At 56.9% G+C, this 17,110-nt stretch carries 15 protein-coding genes; all 15 read right to left on the reverse strand.

What is annotated here, in order from left to right:
- Window positions 1–24: 24 nt before the first annotated feature.
- The 15 genes from W02_RS03760 to W02_RS03830 all read right to left on the reverse strand — a co-directional run bounded on the left by W02_RS03760 (window position 25) and on the right by W02_RS03830 (window position 17,101).
- Window positions 25–3,450, reverse strand: a complete 3,426-nt coding sequence (locus W02_RS03760) for an Hpt domain-containing protein (protein WP_173044948.1) — start codon at window positions 3,448–3,450, stop codon at window positions 25–27.
- Between the two features lie 36 nt (window positions 3,451–3,486).
- Window positions 3,487–5,361 (reverse strand): methyl-accepting chemotaxis protein, encoded by a 1,875-nt coding sequence (locus tag W02_RS03765; protein ID WP_173044950.1) that lies wholly within the window; start codon window positions 5,359–5,361, stop codon window positions 3,487–3,489.
- A 56-nt stretch (window positions 5,362–5,417) separates the two neighbouring features.
- Window positions 5,418–5,954 (reverse strand): chemotaxis protein CheW, encoded by a 537-nt coding sequence (locus W02_RS03770; RefSeq protein ID WP_173044952.1) that lies wholly within the window; start codon window positions 5,952–5,954, stop codon window positions 5,418–5,420.
- A 4-nt stretch (window positions 5,955–5,958) separates the two neighbouring features.
- Window positions 5,959–6,321 (reverse strand): response regulator transcription factor, encoded by a 363-nt coding sequence (locus tag W02_RS03775; protein WP_173044954.1) that lies wholly within the window; start codon window positions 6,319–6,321, stop codon window positions 5,959–5,961.
- 52 nt (window positions 6,322–6,373) lie between these two features.
- Window positions 6,374–7,111: a DUF3365 domain-containing protein gene (locus tag W02_RS03780; RefSeq protein ID WP_173044956.1), complete on the reverse strand. Its 738-nt coding sequence runs from the start codon at window positions 7,109–7,111 to the stop codon at window positions 6,374–6,376.
- A 410-nt stretch (window positions 7,112–7,521) separates the two neighbouring features.
- Window positions 7,522–8,283 carry an adenosylcobinamide amidohydrolase gene (locus W02_RS03785; protein ID WP_173044958.1) on the reverse strand — a complete coding sequence of 254 codons (762 nt, stop codon included), beginning with the start codon at window positions 8,281–8,283 and terminating at the stop codon, window positions 7,522–7,524.
- Entirely contained in the window at window positions 8,276–9,397 is a 1,122-nt protein-coding gene (locus tag W02_RS03790; RefSeq protein WP_173044960.1) for a histidinol-phosphate transaminase, read from the reverse strand. Before W02_RS03790 ends, W02_RS03785 begins: the two co-directional genes overlap by 8 nt.
- Complete coding sequence (gene cbiB, locus W02_RS03795) at window positions 9,382–10,335, reverse strand: adenosylcobinamide-phosphate synthase CbiB (protein ID WP_197742130.1); 954 nt, start codon at window positions 10,333–10,335, stop codon at window positions 9,382–9,384. The genes W02_RS03790 and cbiB overlap by 16 nt, the downstream gene beginning before the upstream one ends.
- Window positions 10,332–11,096: an adenosylcobinamide-GDP ribazoletransferase gene (gene cobS, locus W02_RS03800; RefSeq protein ID WP_173044964.1), complete on the reverse strand. Its 765-nt coding sequence runs from the start codon at window positions 11,094–11,096 to the stop codon at window positions 10,332–10,334. The genes cbiB and cobS overlap by 4 nt, the downstream gene beginning before the upstream one ends.
- On the reverse strand, window positions 11,093–12,148 hold the full coding sequence (gene cobT / locus W02_RS03805; protein ID WP_173044966.1) for a nicotinate-nucleotide--dimethylbenzimidazole phosphoribosyltransferase: 1,056 nt from the start codon (window positions 12,146–12,148) through the stop codon (window positions 11,093–11,095). Before cobT ends, cobS begins: the two co-directional genes overlap by 4 nt.
- 7 nt (window positions 12,149–12,155) lie before the next feature.
- Window positions 12,156–12,704 (reverse strand): bifunctional adenosylcobinamide kinase/adenosylcobinamide-phosphate guanylyltransferase, encoded by a 549-nt coding sequence (cobU, locus tag W02_RS03810; RefSeq protein ID WP_197742131.1) that lies wholly within the window; start codon window positions 12,702–12,704, stop codon window positions 12,156–12,158.
- Window positions 12,704–14,200, reverse strand: coding sequence for a cobyric acid synthase (locus tag W02_RS03815; RefSeq protein WP_173044968.1), 1,497 nt, complete (start codon window positions 14,198–14,200; stop codon window positions 12,704–12,706). The genes cobU and W02_RS03815 overlap by 1 nt, the downstream gene beginning before the upstream one ends.
- 3 nt (window positions 14,201–14,203) lie before the next feature.
- A complete protein-coding gene (locus tag W02_RS03820; RefSeq protein WP_173044970.1) occupies window positions 14,204–14,800 on the reverse strand; it encodes a cob(I)yrinic acid a,c-diamide adenosyltransferase in 597 nt (198 codons plus the stop codon).
- Window position 14,801: 1 nt separating this feature from the next.
- Window positions 14,802–15,011 (reverse strand): cysteine-rich CWC family protein, encoded by a 210-nt coding sequence (locus W02_RS21990; protein WP_370467973.1) that lies wholly within the window; start codon window positions 15,009–15,011, stop codon window positions 14,802–14,804.
- Window positions 15,012–15,097: 86 nt separating this feature from the next.
- Window positions 15,098–17,101, reverse strand: coding sequence for a TonB-dependent siderophore receptor (locus W02_RS03830; protein WP_173044972.1), 2,004 nt, complete (start codon window positions 17,099–17,101; stop codon window positions 15,098–15,100).
- Between the last annotated feature and the right edge of the window lie 9 nt (window positions 17,102–17,110).

Below are 17,110 nucleotides of genomic sequence, written 5' to 3' on the forward strand. Positions count from 1 at the left end.
TCCTCTAGGATGCGGCCAGCAACGTCACGCCTCGCCTGCATGCACCTCGGGTCCGATCCAGCGCTCCAGCTCCTGGATCAAGGCCCGTTCTTCAACCGGTTTGGCAATGTAGGAACTGGCCCCAATGTTGATAGCCATTTGACGGTGCTTGTCTCCAGCCCTGGTCGTCATGACGATAATAGGTGTCTGCTGGGTTTGCGGCCTGCTTCTCAGGGCCTGAATCACTTCATAACCGTTCAGCTTCGGCATCTCCAGGTCCGTCAGTATGAGCCTATAGCTCTGCGCGGACGCTTTCCTCAGACCTTCCTCACCGTCTACGGCAGTCTCAACCTCATATCCAGCGGTCTCCAACATGCGCCCTACGAACTTTCGGATACTTAGGGAATCGTCGATCAAAAGAATCTTCTTCTCACTCACCGGGGGAGCAATCGACGTGTCGAATGCTTTCTCACTGTTGGCGGCGATTGGCTCTTGCGAAACCGCATCAGCGATTGACGGTTTTTGAGTTCCCGTGACCAGCCTCGCAGGATCAAGCACGAGTACGACTCGTCCTTCCGGGTCGATGGTCGCGCCCCCGAACATAGAATGTGCGAGGGACTTGAGCGAAGCGATCGGCTTGATGACAATTTCCTGTCTGCCCAATAATTCGTCCACCACGAGCCCGATCGGCCCGACACCGGTCCGCACAATCACGACCGCTTTCCCAATCTCTACCGTGCCAACGGCGGCCCGATTCAGCAGCCGCTGTAGGGGTTGTACCTCTATCGCCTCGTCTCCTATCTGAATGACCGAGCGGTCACCCAGGTGCTGCAATGATCCGTTCGTCAACATGGTCACTTCTCGGACGCTTGGCAGCGGTATGCCGTATCGTTCTGACCCACTGCGGACCATCAATGCGGTTGCGATCAACAGGGTCAACGGGAGATGTAGCGTGAACTTCGTTCCGATCCCTCTGACAGATTCCACGTCGATGTGCCCGTTCATGCTTTCGATCACACGCTTGACCACGTCCATGCCAACCCCGCGACCGGCTTGTTCACCGACATGGTCCGCCGTGGAAAAGCCGGGCATGAAGATGAATTTGATGACCTCGCCCTCAGGAAGTGTCTTGGCCAGATCGGCACGCACGAGTCCGCGCTCGACAGCTTTGGTACGGATCTTTCCGATGTCGAGGCCGGCGCCATCGTCCTCGACTTCGATCACAACGGCATTTCCTCGATGTGAGGCGTGAAGATAAATGGTTCCGGCTGCCGGTTTGCCGATGGACACACGCACGGCCGACGGTTCGATACCATGATAGACAGCGTTCCTGACCAAATGGACCAAGGGATCGACCAATCGTTCGACAACGCCGGTATCCACTTCGGTATGCTCGCCCGAGGTGACCAGGGTGACCTCTTTCCCGGTCGCTCTCGCCATTTCCCGAGTCGCACGGCGGAACCGGGTAAACGGGGTGCCGATCGGAACCATGCGGGCTCTGGCAATCTCGTCCCGCATACCGAGCGTCAACTGCTGGAGCTGGCTCATATCTTCATGCGATCGCCGGATTGAACCGCTCAATTGCGACATCGACTCGGAAATATCGGCCGTGACCTCACTGATACGGCGCGCGAGAATGTTGAAATCATCGTACTTATCGAATTCCAGTGATCCGAAATCGCTGAGGCCGGGGAAGGAGGAGCCTGACTGGCCGGCATGCGAGCCTCTTACGCCGGCTGGGATGTTCGACACCACAGACGGAAGGGTAAAGGTGTGCTTTTCCTCGAAAGACCGGACAGAGTCCATCAATCGGCCTTTACAGGCAAGCACCTGCTGGGACAATTGTTCGAGCACTCGAAGACGTTGCTCCAAGCGGCCGCGGCCAATCACCAATTCGCCGACCAGATTCAACAATCGTTCCAAGCGGTCTCGGCTGACACGGATGACTTCTCGATCTTCACTCCCCGCGCTGTCTTTCGCTCTTGCATCGTTCTGTTTTGAAGAATCGAGATCCTGCGCATCTCTGGTCTCTGCGGCTGCCTGGGTTTGAATGGCCTGTGAATGATTAGACTGGGACATCGCCGCGACTATCGCGGCGGGGTTTTCCAGTTGCTTGAGCCCGTGCGAGGCGATGGTATAGCGCTGCCGTACGGTGTCCAGCAGTGTCGGATCTCTTCGCATCAGTAACCGCACGACGTCGATGGCCCTCAGAAGCATGTCGGCGTGGCCGGGCAGGACTTTCACGCGGCCGTCCCGCACAGCTCCCATGAAATCCTCGACATAGTGGGTCAGATCGCCGATCGCCTGAAAGCCGACGGTATACGCCGATCCCTTCAACGTATGGGCGGTGCGGAACAGTTGATTGATCAACTCTGGATTCTCTGGCTCCTTTTCGAGCCGAAGCAGTTGAGCCTCGAGCGATTCGAGATACTCCTGCGCTTCCGGGGCGAAGTAGGACAAAACCTCAGGATCCAGTTGTGGAAGCAGATAGTCGTCGGACAGCTGAAGCGGCTGGCCAATGGAATGGTCTGTTGTCTGGGACTGATCGATTGGCGATGCGACGACCGACACGGACGGGTGAACATCGGGCTTGGAAGCAACGGCCGACTGATCCACTGCCATGACGGCCTGTCCCTGTGCAATCGCATGGAGTCTCTGAATGGCGGCAGGAACATCGCGCTGGAGCTGAGCAATTCGTCCATCATCCCGTCGCATCAGGATTCGAATCACACCCGTGGCGTAGCCGATCGCTCCCCACAACACCTCTGACCCCGTGATGTGCTTTTCTCGGACGGCGATCAGGCAGTCCTCCATGCCATGCGCGACATCCCCCACGACAGTAAACCCAATGGTGTGGGCTGATCCTTTTAATGTGTGAGCGGTACGAAATAATGCATGAATCGTCTCGGCTTCACCTGGCGCTTCTTGCACGCGCCTCACGAGTCTGTCCACCGTATCCAGGTACTCTTCCGCTTCAGGTGCAAAATACGAGAGAACATCCGCATCGATGGATGGGATCAGATAATGGGGGGCGGGCAGGTTCTCACTTGACGGATCGGCATTCGAGGCCCCAGGTGACTGAACCAACAACCGCGCGACCTCGCTCCTCCACCGCTCACTCACAGCCACATCTTCGGAGCCTCCCTGTCGGACGACTTCCAGTTGGGCGGAAAAGGATTCCAGCATCCCTCGCAGCGCCCCAACGGCGTGCGGCCACAATGCCGCGTCAATCGACGTGGCCTGTTCCAACGTCGATTCGAGCAATTCCCCGAGCGTGGCCAGACCTGTGAATCCGTAAATCCCCGCAGCACCGCGAACCTTGTGAGCCCAGACGTATTGACTCTGCAGCTCCACAGCTGAAGGAAGTGCGTCTCCCGGAGGATGAAAGGATTCCGCCAGCGCCGTCGCGGCTTCGGTGGCTTCCATGACAAAGATGTCGATCAAAGCCTGTCGATCCAGTTCGGCGCTCATTCCAGTCCTTTCCTACAGGGAGCCCAGCCAGCATTCCTATGCGAGTTTGAACTGCGCAACCGAAGATGTCAGCCCGTCGGCGAGCTTTGCCATGTCCTCGACGGTCATACGCGCCGCATCCGTCGCCTTCTGCGTGGCAACGGCGCCGCCGGTAAAATCCCTGATCGACCGTCCGACCTGATCCGTCGACGCGGTCTGAGTGACAGCCGAACTCGCGATGGTCTGTGCCAACTCCGCGGACCGCTGCGCGATGCCCGAAATCTCATTGAACACTTCACCGGTACGAAGGGCCGACGCTGATCCGGCTTCCACCGCTTGAGTTTCCTGTTCCATCGCGACGACGGCGTCCTGGGTTTCCGACTGGATGACTTTCACGAGATCGGCGATCTCACGGGTTGCCTGCGTGGAGCTCTCGGCAAGCTTTCTGACCTGATCAGCGACGACGGCGAACCGGGCTCCGGCCTCACCGGCGCCGGCCGCTTCGATCGCCGCATTCAAAGCCAGCAGGTTCGTCTGATTGGCGATGTCTCGGATGGTCGACACGATCTGAGAAATTTCCAATGACCGGTCGCCGAGGGCTTTCACCTGTTTCGACATCCGTTGCACCGCGGAGCGGATGCTCTGCATGTCCTGCACAGTTTCCTGCACCGCAACCCGCCCGCGCTCGGTCGCCTGCAGCACTTGCTTTGCGGATTCAGACGAGGCGCCTGCCGTTTCAGCCACCTGCCGCATCTGCGCGGCCAATTGCTCGACGGCGCTCAGCGTTTTGACCGATTCGTCTGCCTGATGTTTGGCGGTTCCGGCCATCTGTCCCGCGCTGTCCCGCAATGTTCCCGCCGACTTGTTGACGCGATCGGCCGCTTCTCTGACCTGTTTGAGCAACTGTCCGAACCGGGAGATCATCAAGTTGAACCCGTCCGCCAGGTTACCGAACATGTCGGCCGTCACTTCACCACGCTTGGTCAGATCCCCTTTACCGACCTCGGACACCAACACGAGGAAATTCATCAACCGCTTTTGCATCTCGTTTCGTTCGTCTTCCGACGTCACCAGTGACGTGATTCGGTCCAACATCGTATTGAACGAGGTTGCCATTTGCCCGAGCTCATCCTTGGACGCAATCTTGGCGCGAGCCTGATAGTTTCCGTTGGCCGCGAGCTGCGCGACGCTGGCCACTTGGCCAAGACCGAGCGCCAGCTTGTGGGCGACCCAATACCCGAGCGCCAGACCAAGCAAGACGGCAATGAGTCCGCCGGCCACCAAGACCAGTGTTCCGTTCCATGCCAGCGACTTGGCGTCATCGTTCAGGTCGCTCGAAACCGCTTGGATGGTCTTAATCTGATCGGCATGTCGGCTGGTGACCAGGTCATACGCGGGAGCAATACTGACCGTCAGCGCCAACTGACCCAATTCACGCATTTGTAAGGCCTGAGACTGCGTCAGGGCCTTGGATTCGAAGCTCTCTGCAATCGCCGCAACGCCGGCTTCGGCCTGGGAGAAAAATCCGGACAGCGCCGCTTTCAAATCCGTCAGGCCTTTGGCCTCATCCAGTCCAGAGCTCGACGTCCGAAGGGGCTTCATGCCGTAATTGTTCACCAGCTGCATCGCCCGCTGTTTGTAGGGAGCCAGCTTTCCGATGTCCGCCTTGAAGTCCGCGGCACGCGGGGCTTTGGCCAAATCCTGCAGGGTTTCATGGTATTTGTTCACATTGAACAGCAGCTGATTGAAGTCGATCAACGCGACGGTGTAGTCGGCATAGATCTGATCCGCCTGCTGGCTCAGCCGCTTGTTGGTCCAGACGCCAAGCGACGCCATGAACATGATGATGACGCTGATGACACCGAACGTCACCAGAAGTTTGGACTGTGTTTTCAAATTCTCAAATTGCTGCATCATGCCAACCCGTGCCATGAGAGCCTCCTTCTCGCGTCCTCGGACCGTATAAAGCGTCGTTCAATTGTCTCCGGTTATGCTGCGTTTTCGAAATGCGAAAGCACGACGGATGTCTCCAACACCCCTCTGAGCCGATCCTCCAGTTTGACGACCCCGGAGATAAATGGATTGGCCGCGTCTCCCGTTCCTGACGGAGACGGCATGAATTGATCTCTCGCAATGGTGCGGATTTCCGGAACAGCATCGACCAGAACCGCGACTTGCCATGATCCATGCTTCAACACGACGGCATACCGAAGAACCGCGTCGTCTGCCAACCCGAACATTCCCCGCAGATCGAGAAGCGGCACCACCGCCCCACGCAGATTGGTCACGCCGACCAGTCCGGCAGGCATTCCCGGCACAGGAGTAATCGATTCCACGACGAACACTTCTCGGACATGTTGCAAATCGACCGTGAACAGCTCTCCGCCCAGCGAGATGATCGCCACACGGAGCGCGGCGGCACCGGGGGAAGGGGCGACGCCATTACCATGGGGTCGCCCCACCGACGGAACAGCCTTCTCAGGCTGACTGATCGGAACCGGCATAGAAGGCTGCGCCGACGCCATGTCTCTATCCCAGCACCCGTTTCACCGCCGCTAACAATTCTTCGCCCTTGAAGGGCTTCACGATGTGGGCGTTGGCTCCCTGTTGTTGTCCCCAAAACTTGTCGCTCTCGTTTCCCTTGGACGTGCAGAGAATGATCGGAATATTCTTGCATCGCTCATCGTTCTTGAGGTCCCGACAGGCTTGAAATCCATTGCGTCCCGGCATGACTACGTCCATCACAATGAGGTCAGGCTTTTCAGTGGCGACTTTTTCTTCAAGTTTGTCACTGTTCGGAAATGACACAACGCTATGGCTGGCTCCCTTCAAGACTCCTTCGATCACCTGGAGTTCGGCATAGGAATCATCAACGACGACAATCTTGCTCATCTTGCATTCTCCTTCAATTAATGGTGTATCGAACCCGGCACTGACGGTACATCTATTTGAGGGGCAGCACGACGCTGATCGCGCCGGCCAGTTCCCCTTCCTTCCATCCTTCCTTTTTGTGACCCGAGACATCGCGCTCACCCTTTGGTGATCCATGACAGCCTAAACAACTGGCAGCGGCATATTCCGGGTCCATCATGCGGAGAACCGGTCGGCCATCGAGCATGGTGTTGCGAACATACGACTGCCCCTTGGGATGTCGAGCATCGCTGAACATCCGCAGCACCTCGGCTTCGAAGTCATCGGGTTTGTTGCTGGGATTGCGATAGTCGATGCCCGTGAGCTTGAGCCGCACTCCGGATTTCTTGTAGAAATGTTCGCCCGTTCTCCTCGCAAACACTGCGGGGATAAAGCCCTTGAAAGAAATGCCGACCTTGTTGATCACCGGTTGCGCCTCGTCCACGACTTCCTTTTCGGCTTCGACTAAAGCCAGATACAGATTCGCCTGCGGCACGGCATTGGGAATGCGAAGATCGATTTTCGTCCGTTTTTTGAAGCGATCCATGACCTGGGCCGCCATATAGTCACCGGTAAACCCCTTGTCTCCCTTCGTCTGATCATTGATATTGGCCATCTGCTCGGACACGACTCCGCGCCCAATCTTGACAAGCTCGATCAAATGTTCGGCTACCTCTCCTTCATTCGCAGCGAGCGCAGATCCCGTCCACCCCGCCAATATGAAAACGGCAAGCGCGCCCATCGTCATCGTCCTCATACGTATCACTTCCATACCGCCCTCCTTGTTGGTCATGGCACGAGCATCGGCTGGACCATGCTCACGCGCTTACTCTTCATGGTGGGATTCATTCATCTCCACTTCGGTTGAGGACATCACTCCATTACACGGACACGCCTGCACAAGAGGCGACGGGGACCTGTGTGCCCGTCCATCCTCCGTTCAAAATATCCGAATATCGTACCCTGTCAACTTTTTTGGATTTTTGCACTCACGCAGACAGGCCATTCATCTCTGCCTGATCACCGAGGCAGTGTGCGATTGTTTATGGTGGCGAAGCCCAACCAGAACTGGAGCAGGTGGCGTGACCGATACCACGCAATCGCGGATGACACGGTGAGTGCGATCAATTTCCAGGATGACGATGAAGCATTATCGACAACGCGCCGGCGCCGACCCGGCCGTTATCGCGCTTTGGATGGGCGGAGGTTGTGTTGCCATCGACTGGAGCGCTGGAGCCCTTCGTACACGCAGTTTGCCACCAGACGACCGATGATCGATCCGATGATGGTGTGCGTCCCACTGTAGGACACTTTGGGACCATGACCTGAACTCGCGATGACGACGGCATCCGTCCCTGTACCGGTGGCCATATGTTTTCCGCTTGAACTGGGAACGCGGCACTCGAGTAGCGTCGCGGTCTTACTCTCCGTCGCCACCTGCACAGCACCAACCATCGCAGACCGAGACAGGCAAGCGTTCGTGACGAGAATGACGTTGATCGTTCCAGTCTGATCGCGTTGTTTGGGCGATCCTGTGTGACTTGCCGACTCACCGGCTCTCACCGCATTGGTCACCCCGACGGTGCAAAAACACATGACGGAGAATCTGCCAACCCGCTCGCTTGCTGTCACGAGTTGCTTGAGAGCGACCGCCGTCATCAATCCGACGCTGGGTTCAGCGGCACTGAGACGTGAAGCCACGTTTCTTAGATATCTCGCAGGACCGCTCCATGACATGCGTTGCAATCCAGGCCGCGTGCCTGCTGCAGGCCTTGCGAGAGGGTTCGCTTCTACCTGATGATTGATAATTGACCGTGCCATCGCAAACCCACCAGCCCGGGGTGCAGAAGACAACACACGATACGGTCGAGGGAAATCTATGACCAGCGTGTTGTCCGCGACTCGATACGATAGATCGATATGATTGGGTGTCCTTTTATGCATTCGTGTGAATTCTCAGCGTCTTCCTCAACAGGCGGACCAATCTATCGTTTTCCAGCGAGGTTCGAACGGCCAGGCGAATGGTCCGGCCATTGAGCCCCGGGGTTTGAGAACAGTCCCTGATCAGAATCCCCTTCCGCCCTAACATCATGGTCACTGCATCGGCACGCCAGCCCGGAGGCAACTCAATCATGACGAAGTTCGCATGCGAGTCGAATACGGTTAATCCCCCTATCGAAGCCAGACTCTCCATAAAACGCGGGCGTTCTTTCAGCATGAAGGCGAGCGATCGGTCCATATATCCACGATCCTGCATCGAGACGATGGCGGCGTGCTGGGCGAGGACGTTCACCGACCAGGGAGGCTGCAACCGACGAATCCGTTCTGCCGTGCTCGGACAAGAGATGCTGTAACCAATGCGCAGTCCAGGAATGGCGTAAAACTTGGTGAAGCTGCGGAGCACGACCACCAGGGGAAAATGTTGCAACCGCGGCACAATGGAGACCGCCGAACAATATTCCGCAAACGTTTCATCCAGAATGGTCCATGCGCGGGCTCGGTGAGCTGCTCTCAAGATCGTTTCCAGCTCCTCCTGCTCCCAAATTTGACCCGTTAGACTGTTCGGCTGACAGACAAACACGGCATCCACACCCCGCCTCTGGAGCTTCCGGCTCCGAATCCACCGTACGATCTCGCCACAGGAAGGACGATATTGCTCAATTCGCTTCGCCGACAAGAGAGTCGAACGGCCGCCGTGCTTCTCGACCGCGGCGGCATATTCTGAGAAAGCGGGCCCTGCAATGGCGGCTGAGCGGATCGACAGCGCACGAGGCACCGTATCGATCAACTCGGATGAACCGTTTCCAACTACGAACCAATCGGCCGGCAAATTAAACCGCACGCCCAGAGCGTACCGAAGCGCAGAGCATTCGGGGTCCGGGTAATGCCTGATGACCGGAAGCATATCCGCGAGCGCCCGCATGACTCTTTTCGAAGGACCGAGGGGATTGACACTCGCACTGAAATCGACGATCGCGTTGAGCGGTTTCCGAAGAATTCTCGAAGCTTGATGGACATTCCCACCATGCGTGGGCCGTTTGGTTACAGTGCCAGACATACGATCGATCCCGCAATACCGAGAACATAAGAGACGCTCATGATACGTTGGGCCTGTTCAATATGATTGGGGGAGAGCGCATGGACAGGTTCCCCGAGATACGGTCTTACGACCCTTTTGCCGTCATAATAGCTTTCGCCTCCTAACTGCACACCGATTGCACCCGCCATCGCAGCTTCCGGTCTACCGCTGTTTGGGCTCGCATGCTTGTGTCCATCGCGAAGCAGAACGGTGGCACCGCGTGTGGCGGCTTGCAAATCCCGCATGACAATTGCTCCCGCCGCAACCATCAACCATCCCGTGAGCCGTGACGGAATCCAGTTGAGCAGATCGTCCAACCTCGCGGACGCCCACCCAAACTCTCGATACTGGTCGTCCTGGTGTCCGACCAGCGAATCGAGTGTGCTCACGGCTTTAAAGGCCAATGCGAGCGGCACACCACCGAGAGTCAGATAGAAGAGCGGCGCGACAACGCCATCAGAGGCGCTTTCTGCGACGGTCTCGACGGTCGCCCTGACGATCTCCTGTTCGGAGAGTGGGTCGGTGTCACGGCCAACAATCAGGCTCACCGCCTTCCTTGCTTCGACAAGATCGGTTTGCCGCAGTGCATCGAGAACACGGTTCGAATGGTCCATGAGATCGCGCCAAGCCAACACCGTACTGGCAAGCCACAGGTTGACCACGAATCCAATCCACTCGTGGATCCCGGTGGCGACGGCAATGACAGCCCATCCCCCTATTGCGGCGACAGCCGGCAATCCCAAGGCGAGCACCGTACCGGCTATCCGAAGAGCCAGCGGACGCCGGCACGATGCGCGGATCACCTGTTCGAACCACACGCTGGCTGATCCCATCATCCGAACCGGATGAGGGAATCGGCGCGGGTCTCCGATTACCGCGTCCAATGCACAGGCCGAAATCACGTCGGCGGCTGTCATGGCCATCGGCTGAGGACAGGAATGCTCACGAGGAAGACCAGTTCCACAATTTCATTGGTGGCGCCAAGCGTGTCGCCGGTGATGCCTCCGAAATACCTGACATACGCAAATGTCAATGCTCTGCATACGGCGCCGCTTATGAGCACGATCAGTACGGCCAGCACAATTCCAAAACTCCAGGCTAGAAGAAAGAACACGGAAATGGTGGCCACAACGAGGTGACCGGCTTTCAGATGATCGAGGAATGGCGCAGCCAATCCGCCGCCTGGCCTTGCGTACGATGCGCCATACGCTCCGCTGGCCATGGACCAGCGGCCAACAGCCGGCATACACAATAATATGGACGTCCGGAGACCATCCGGCAGGGTCACAAGGGTGGCATAGCGGAGCAACAACGACAGACAGAGCCCGGTGCCTCCAATCGCCCCGATTCGGGGATCGCGCATGATCGTCAAACGCTCCGTGAAGGTCCGTCCACCGGCCAGTCCATCGAACGTGTCGGCAAGTCCGTCTTGATGGAGGCCGCGTGTCATTGCAACCAGCACGATCATGAGGATAATCGCTGTCACTTCCCGGGGGAACAATCCGGCCATGAGCAGATCAACCACTGCAAGCCCTGCCCCCAGGAGAAATCCGACGAGGGGATACCACATCATCGAAGCCGCGAGATCCCCAGGCATGGGATCGTGATGATGTCGGCTCAATGGGATGGCCGTGAGGAATTGCCAGGCCACCAACAAAGGGCGCAGCACCGCGGTCATTCGCTCCGCCCCGACACTCCTGCTTCTCCGAACGTCGCCATCTCCGTTAGAATCTTCACCGCAGCTTGCACCATGCCGATTCCCAAACAAGCTCCCGTCCCCTCTCCCAGCCGCAGATCAAGATCGAAGAGTGGGTTCAGCCTGAGTCTCTCCAGAATGATCCGATGCCCTCGCTCCACCGACCGGTGGGAGGCGATCAGGAATTCCCGGCACCGCGGAGCTACACCACAGGCAATCAATGCCGCGGCGCCGGCAATGAATCCATCCAAGACAACAGGCACCTTGACAGCTGCTCCTCCGAGAATGAGCCCGGCCATCCCGGCAATCTCCAATCCCCCGACTTTGGCCAGAACATCGAGCGGGTCTTCCGAGTCAGGCTGATGTATGGCCAACGCCCGTCCGATCACTTTAACCTTCTTTTCTCGAGCCCTCTCGTCGATACCAGTGCCGGCTCCCGTCACCGAATCGACAGCCGCGCCGGTCATGGCGGCGGTAATTGCTGAACTGGCTGTCGTGTTGCCTATCCCCATCTCACCGGTCCCGATCAACCCTGCTCCATCACGGACCGCGGCAGTAGCCAGTTCCACACCGACCATGATCGCTTGTTCGGCGACAGGTCGGCTCATGGCCGCCTCACGAAGCATGTTGCAAGTCCCTCTCATCAACTTCCGGTTGATGAGACCATCCGTCGTAGGAAATTCATGGTCGACCCCGATGTCCACCACGCGCACCGGGATGCCCACATGACGGGCCAGCACGTTGACCGCCGCGCCCGATCGAATAAAATTCAACACCATCTGGGCCGTCACTGCCCTGGGATAGGCGCTCACCCCCTCATCGACCACCCCGTGGTCCGCAGCGAATGTAAAGACGACACCCGACGGAACGGCGGGTTTGCGATCTCCAGTCATGGCGCAATACTGCACGGCTAACTCCTCAAGGCGGCCGAGGCTTCCTTGGGGCTTGGTCAAGTTGTCCAATCGCCGCTGCGCGTCAGCAGCGGCAGTCATATCAGGGAAACCAATCATACGTGTGACATCCAATAAAGACATAACTCTCCTATTTGATCTGAACAGGAAGCCCGCTCACCACTAAGAACACTTGGTCCGCTTCGGCGGCAATCAGCTGATTGAGAGCTCCTGCCAGTTCACGAAATCGCCTGGAGACTCTATCTGCAGGGACAAGGCCCATGCCCAACTCGTTACTGACGAGCACAGCCCGAGCGTGACTCTTCCGGATACACGAAAGAATGGCCTTTGCATCCTTCAGCACTCTTGAATCCGAGATTTCCTGTTCATACTGGTTCGACACCCACATCGTCAGGCAATCGACGAGAATCACGCGATACGACGCCGCATGCCGTTTCATCCATGCAACCAGTCCGAGAGGGACTTCCGCGGTCTTCCATGAGGATGATCGCGTGCGCCGGTGTCTGGCAATCTTCATCGCCATCTCCTCATCCAACCCTTGTCCCGTGGCCACGAATGCACGGCGCGCCGTCCGTTTCACACCGCGAACCGCTATGTTCATCGCCGCCTCACTTTTACCTGACGATGCGCCGCCCAGGACCAGGATCAGCTCGGATGCCGGCTTGTCCCTTCTCCGCACTACACTCCCTCTTCGATCAACCGGTCAATAACGGGTAGCGCCAGGTGCTTCACGACCACATCGGCCAGCCGGTCGATTTTAGCGTCCAATGAGTGGCTGTGTGTCACCGGGAGAACCTCCCATCCCTTCCATCGGCGCAATCGATTCAACCACCATCGCCGAAATTCGGCGCACTCGAACAGTCCATGCACAGAAGTCCCAAACTTCCTCCCGTGATCGAGGGAGACGCCATCATCAAGATATTCCTCCGCCGTCGGGGACTGCATATGAATGAAGGGCTGACTTTTTCCTCGAATGGTGGTGCGTCCCATATGCACACGATAGCCTGTCACTGCCGTCCCGCTCTCCGCGTGACGTCCTGCGACAGGTTGGACAATCTTCGGTACGGCGAACACGGTTTCGACCGGGAGGATTCCAAGCCCGCATGCTTCGGCCTGATCGGATTCCAGATGTTCCGGGTCCCGGATGGTCCGTCCAAGGAGCTGGTACCCGCCGCAAATGCCGCCGACCATACCACCGGCCTCCAGGACCCGTTCTGCAAAAGTGTCAAATTCACGAGCGCGAACGAAGCTCAATGCCTGGATCGTGTGTTTTGTTCCGGGGAATATCAGGGCATCCACCAAATGATCACCAGGTCGCTCCATTCGCAGAACTTCGACATCCGGCTCCGAGGCCAGCGGCTCGAAATCCGTCGCATTGGAAATTGCAGGGAGGTCCACGATGCCAACCCTGATGCGATCGGGCATCTTGTCAGTCGAAACAAATCCGCTCAACCACCCCAACGAATCCTCCTCCGGAATATTCATATCCTTTATATAGGGAACCACGCCGGCGCAGACCATCCCGGTTTCCTTCGAAACGCGAGTCAGCCCGCCGTCGAGAAGATGCTCGTCCCCGCGAAACTTATTGACGGCGAAGGCCTTCAAATGCCGACGATCGGGTTCGTCCAGCAATGACCAGGTACCGACCAACGAGGCAAATACCCCGCCTCGGTCGATATCCCCCACCAAAACAACCGGCGCCCCTGCGAACCGAGCCATCTGCATGTTTACGACATCGCAGTCCCGAAGATTGACCTCCGCGGGGCTGCCGGCGCCTTCGAGCACAACCAGGTCGAATTCGTGAGCGAGTCGCGAAAAACTTTCTTGTACCACAGACCAATATCGGCGCCGGATCATTCCGAAATCTGCGGCAGTCAATGTATCGCACACATCACCCGCGACAATCAGTTGAGCCCGGAGATCATCGGCCGGCTTAATCAACACGGGATTGAAATCCGCCCTCGGCGCCAGTCCGCAGGCCGCAGCTTGCACGGCCTGGGCTCGGCCGATCTCCTTCCCGTCCGGAGTGACGAAGGAATTATTCGACATGTTTTGTGCTTTGAAGGGCGCGACGCGAAGCCCTCGCCTCGTGAACACGCGGCACAGGGCCGACACGAGCGTGGACTTGCCGACATGCGACGCCGTTCCCTGGATCATGAGCGTGCGTGCCGGCATGCACTAGCGTTCCGCTTTGAGGTCTGCCGATTGACGCTCCCATAGAAACTCCGGCTCGCCGTGCATTTTGGCGACCCATCGCGCCAGGACGAACAGCGCGTCGCTCAACCGGTTCACGAATTTATTGATCTCGGCTTCGACCGTTTCTTCCCGCGACAGACGAATACAGACACGTTCCGCTCGACGGCAGATGGTTCGCGATACGTGCAACGTGGCGGAGACTTTCCCTCCGCCTGGTAAGATGAATTCCTTGAGGGGGGCTAGATCTTCCTGACAGCGATCAATCATATGCTCGAGCCCCGTCACGTCCTGCGCCGTGATCGTCGGCATGTTCTTGAAGCGATCACCTGCTGCCGTGGCGAGAATACTGCCGATATCGAACAGTTTGTTTTGAACCCATCGTAAATCGGTTTCGAGGCGAGCTGCCTGGACTGAGTCTTTTTCATTGTTCAGCGTCCGGGCCAGTCCAATCGATGCGTTCAGTTCATCGATGGTTCCATAGGCCTCCACGCGAAGACTGTCCTTCCACACCTGCTGTCCACCGGCCAAACGGGTTTGTCCCGCATCGCCGGTCCTCGTATAGACTTTTGTAATACGCATGTCAGGTCCTTTTCATGATTGCGGCAGTAGGACCGATTTCTCCGCTGACAATTTTCCTCAGACAGCTTGGGCAAAGACAATCGTCAAAGGCTTGCTCAATCCAATCCATCTGCTCTGTCGTCACAGCTAGTTGTCCGCACCAGCAGCAATACTGCCCGCACTCAAATGTCCCTCCGCACACTTCGCAGACCTTGACGATCGATCCCTTCATACAGTCCTTGACCTCCACGGAGCAAGCCGGGACGACGGCTCTTGCCGATCCGCCGTCCAGGCTCACAAATGTTGCTTCTCCTCGGACTATAACGGCACGTCGAAATTGATCCGTACCCCGCCGAATATCGATTTGATGGGCGTTCCGAAATACAAGACTTCTTCATACCGGCGGCCAAAAATATTGTCGGCTCTTCCATAGATTTGGACGGACTTACTGACGTCATAGGTGGCCGACGCATTCCAGACATAAAAAGACGAAATCGGTTGATCATTAAATGTATCATTGAACCGCTGCCCAATATATCGGCCCTCGAGATTGGCTCTGAACGATTCGACAGGCTGATAGCTGACTATGGTTGACCATTGATGGAGCGGCCATTTGGGCAGCCGGGTGTTCGCATTATCAGTCAGATTTTCGGTGTTCGTATACGTGTATTGGAACTGCACGTCCAGGCTCTTGATCCAAGGACGGTCACGAACCACTTGGATCTTGGCACTTGCTTCAAGTCCATCCGCCCTAGCTGCTCCGATATTCTGAGCACAAAACCCAAACCCTCCCGGTGGACATCCGGCTGGATCAAACACCGACAGGATCAGATTTTGATACCGGGTCCAAAAGTACCCGGCGCTTAACAGTACCCGGTCATTAAACAACGATTGATCGAGTGCAATATCTAGACCTTTGCTTTTCTCCGGTTTCAAATTTGGATTGCCGAAGTCGGGAAAGAATAGCTGATTGATCGTCGGAGCACGGAAGCCAGTTCCATAGCTGCCGCGCAACTTGGTTCCGGTTTCTTTGACTAGATAACCAGCTGTGACACGGTATGTAGTCGCACTTCCAAATACATTGTATTCGTCTTGCCGAATCCCTGCTGTTCCAAACAGACGGTCCCATAAATTGAGTTTGGCTTCGGCAAATCCTGCATTACTGCTCACGCCTTTGTTAGGAATGAGGCTTGTACCGTTCAGAGTATCGACAAATTCTCCAAGCTGCTCGCGAAATTGGTACCCCGCCGTCAACATTACCGGCTTGGCAACCTGAAAATCATGCTGCCACTCGATTCGATTACTGGTGGTGCTGATCTCGGAGTTGAAGGCAAACGGAGTATCCTCAAACCCAGTGACCAGATTACGCTGAAGCGTTCCAGAGCTCGTCACCAGATTATCGGTTGCTCGTGCCAACGTCAGCTTTTGCGACCACCAGTCCGTGATCGGTTGCATATATGAGCCGGAAAAGACATGCTGCTTGCTTTGCGTTTTTGCGCCAAGCACGTCGGCAGGATCAGTGAATGCGAATCCATCTAAGTTCGTAATTCCATCCATCCAACGAAAATTAAAATCCAGTCGTCCGTCTTTCGGAAGATCGACTCCCAACCTGACTGAACCCTGCCAGTTATGAAACCCGTCCCGTTCACTTGCACCGCGTCTGTAATTGATGGCGGAAAAGCTGGCTGTATCCCACCGAGTGAGGGATGCGGCTACATCGACCGGTCCCTTCTTTCCCGAAACGGTGGCCCCTTCGCGAATCGTATTAAACGATCCGTACTCTGCAAAGCCCGAGACGTTCGGCGTCTCTCGTCCACGTTTCGTTGTGATATTGATCACGCCGCCCATGGCATCCGAACCCCACATCATGCCTTGACTGCCCCGCAGGATTTCGATGCGTTCAATGTTGTCGCTCGTCAAATTGGCAAAATCATAGGTGCCCAGTGTGGCACTGTTGACGATGGCGCCGTCGATCAGAACGAGCGTCTGCTCCGGTGTTCCTCCCCGCATCCGCACATCCACATTCGTTCCCGGTCCGCCGCTTTGAAATACGGCCATCCCTTGCGCCCATCGTAACGCCTCAGCCACGGTTCTGACCTTGCGCTGTTGCATTTGTTCGCCGGAGATCACTTCGACGGCGCTCGTAACTTCTCTTATGGGAGTTTCCGTTTTTGTGGCACTGACGACCACTTCCTGAGTTTCTATGACTTCGGATGACTCGGCCATCGCAACTTCTTGCGCACGGACGGTCTGAACGGGAACCGCGAGGCCGATCACAAGAATCAGCACACGAATGACAAGGCAGACGGAAACCTGACACATGGAAACCTC

Source organism: Nitrospira sp. KM1 (assembly GCF_011405515.1).
Classification (GTDB): domain Bacteria; phylum Nitrospirota; class Nitrospiria; order Nitrospirales; family Nitrospiraceae; genus Nitrospira_C.

Coding starts and splice junctions, on each gene's coding strand:
- W02_RS03760 (WP_173044948.1), bottom strand. CDS start 3,450: ATGAGCGCCGAACTGGATCGACAGGCTTTGATCGACATCTTTGTCATG.
- W02_RS03765 (WP_173044950.1), bottom strand. CDS start 5,361: ATGGCACGGGTTGGCATGATGCAGCAATTTGAGAATTTGAAAACACAG.
- W02_RS03770 (WP_173044952.1), bottom strand. CDS start 5,954: ATGGCGTCGGCGCAGCCTTCTATGCCGGTTCCGATCAGTCAGCCTGAG.
- W02_RS03775 (WP_173044954.1), bottom strand. CDS start 6,321: ATGAGCAAGATTGTCGTCGTTGATGATTCCTATGCCGAACTCCAGGTG.
- W02_RS03780 (WP_173044956.1), bottom strand. CDS start 7,111: ATGGAAGTGATACGTATGAGGACGATGACGATGGGCGCGCTTGCCGTT.
- W02_RS03785 (WP_173044958.1), bottom strand. CDS start 8,283: ATGCATAAAAGGACACCCAATCATATCGATCTATCGTATCGAGTCGCG.
- W02_RS03790 (WP_173044960.1), bottom strand. CDS start 9,397: ATGTCTGGCACTGTAACCAAACGGCCCACGCATGGTGGGAATGTCCAT.
- cbiB (WP_197742130.1), bottom strand. CDS start 10,335: ATGACAGCCGCCGACGTGATTTCGGCCTGTGCATTGGACGCGGTAATC.
- cobS (WP_173044964.1), bottom strand. CDS start 11,096: ATGACCGCGGTGCTGCGCCCTTTGTTGGTGGCCTGGCAATTCCTCACG.
- cobT (WP_173044966.1), bottom strand. CDS start 12,148: ATGTCTTTATTGGATGTCACACGTATGATTGGTTTCCCTGATATGACT.
- W02_RS03815 (WP_173044968.1), bottom strand. CDS start 14,200: ATGCCGGCACGCACGCTCATGATCCAGGGAACGGCGTCGCATGTCGGC.
- W02_RS03820 (WP_173044970.1), bottom strand. CDS start 14,800: ATGCGTATTACAAAAGTCTATACGAGGACCGGCGATGCGGGACAAACC.
- W02_RS21990 (WP_370467973.1), bottom strand. CDS start 15,011: ATGAAGGGATCGATCGTCAAGGTCTGCGAAGTGTGCGGAGGGACATTT.
- W02_RS03830 (WP_173044972.1), bottom strand. CDS start 17,101: ATGTGTCAGGTTTCCGTCTGCCTTGTCATTCGTGTGCTGATTCTTGTG.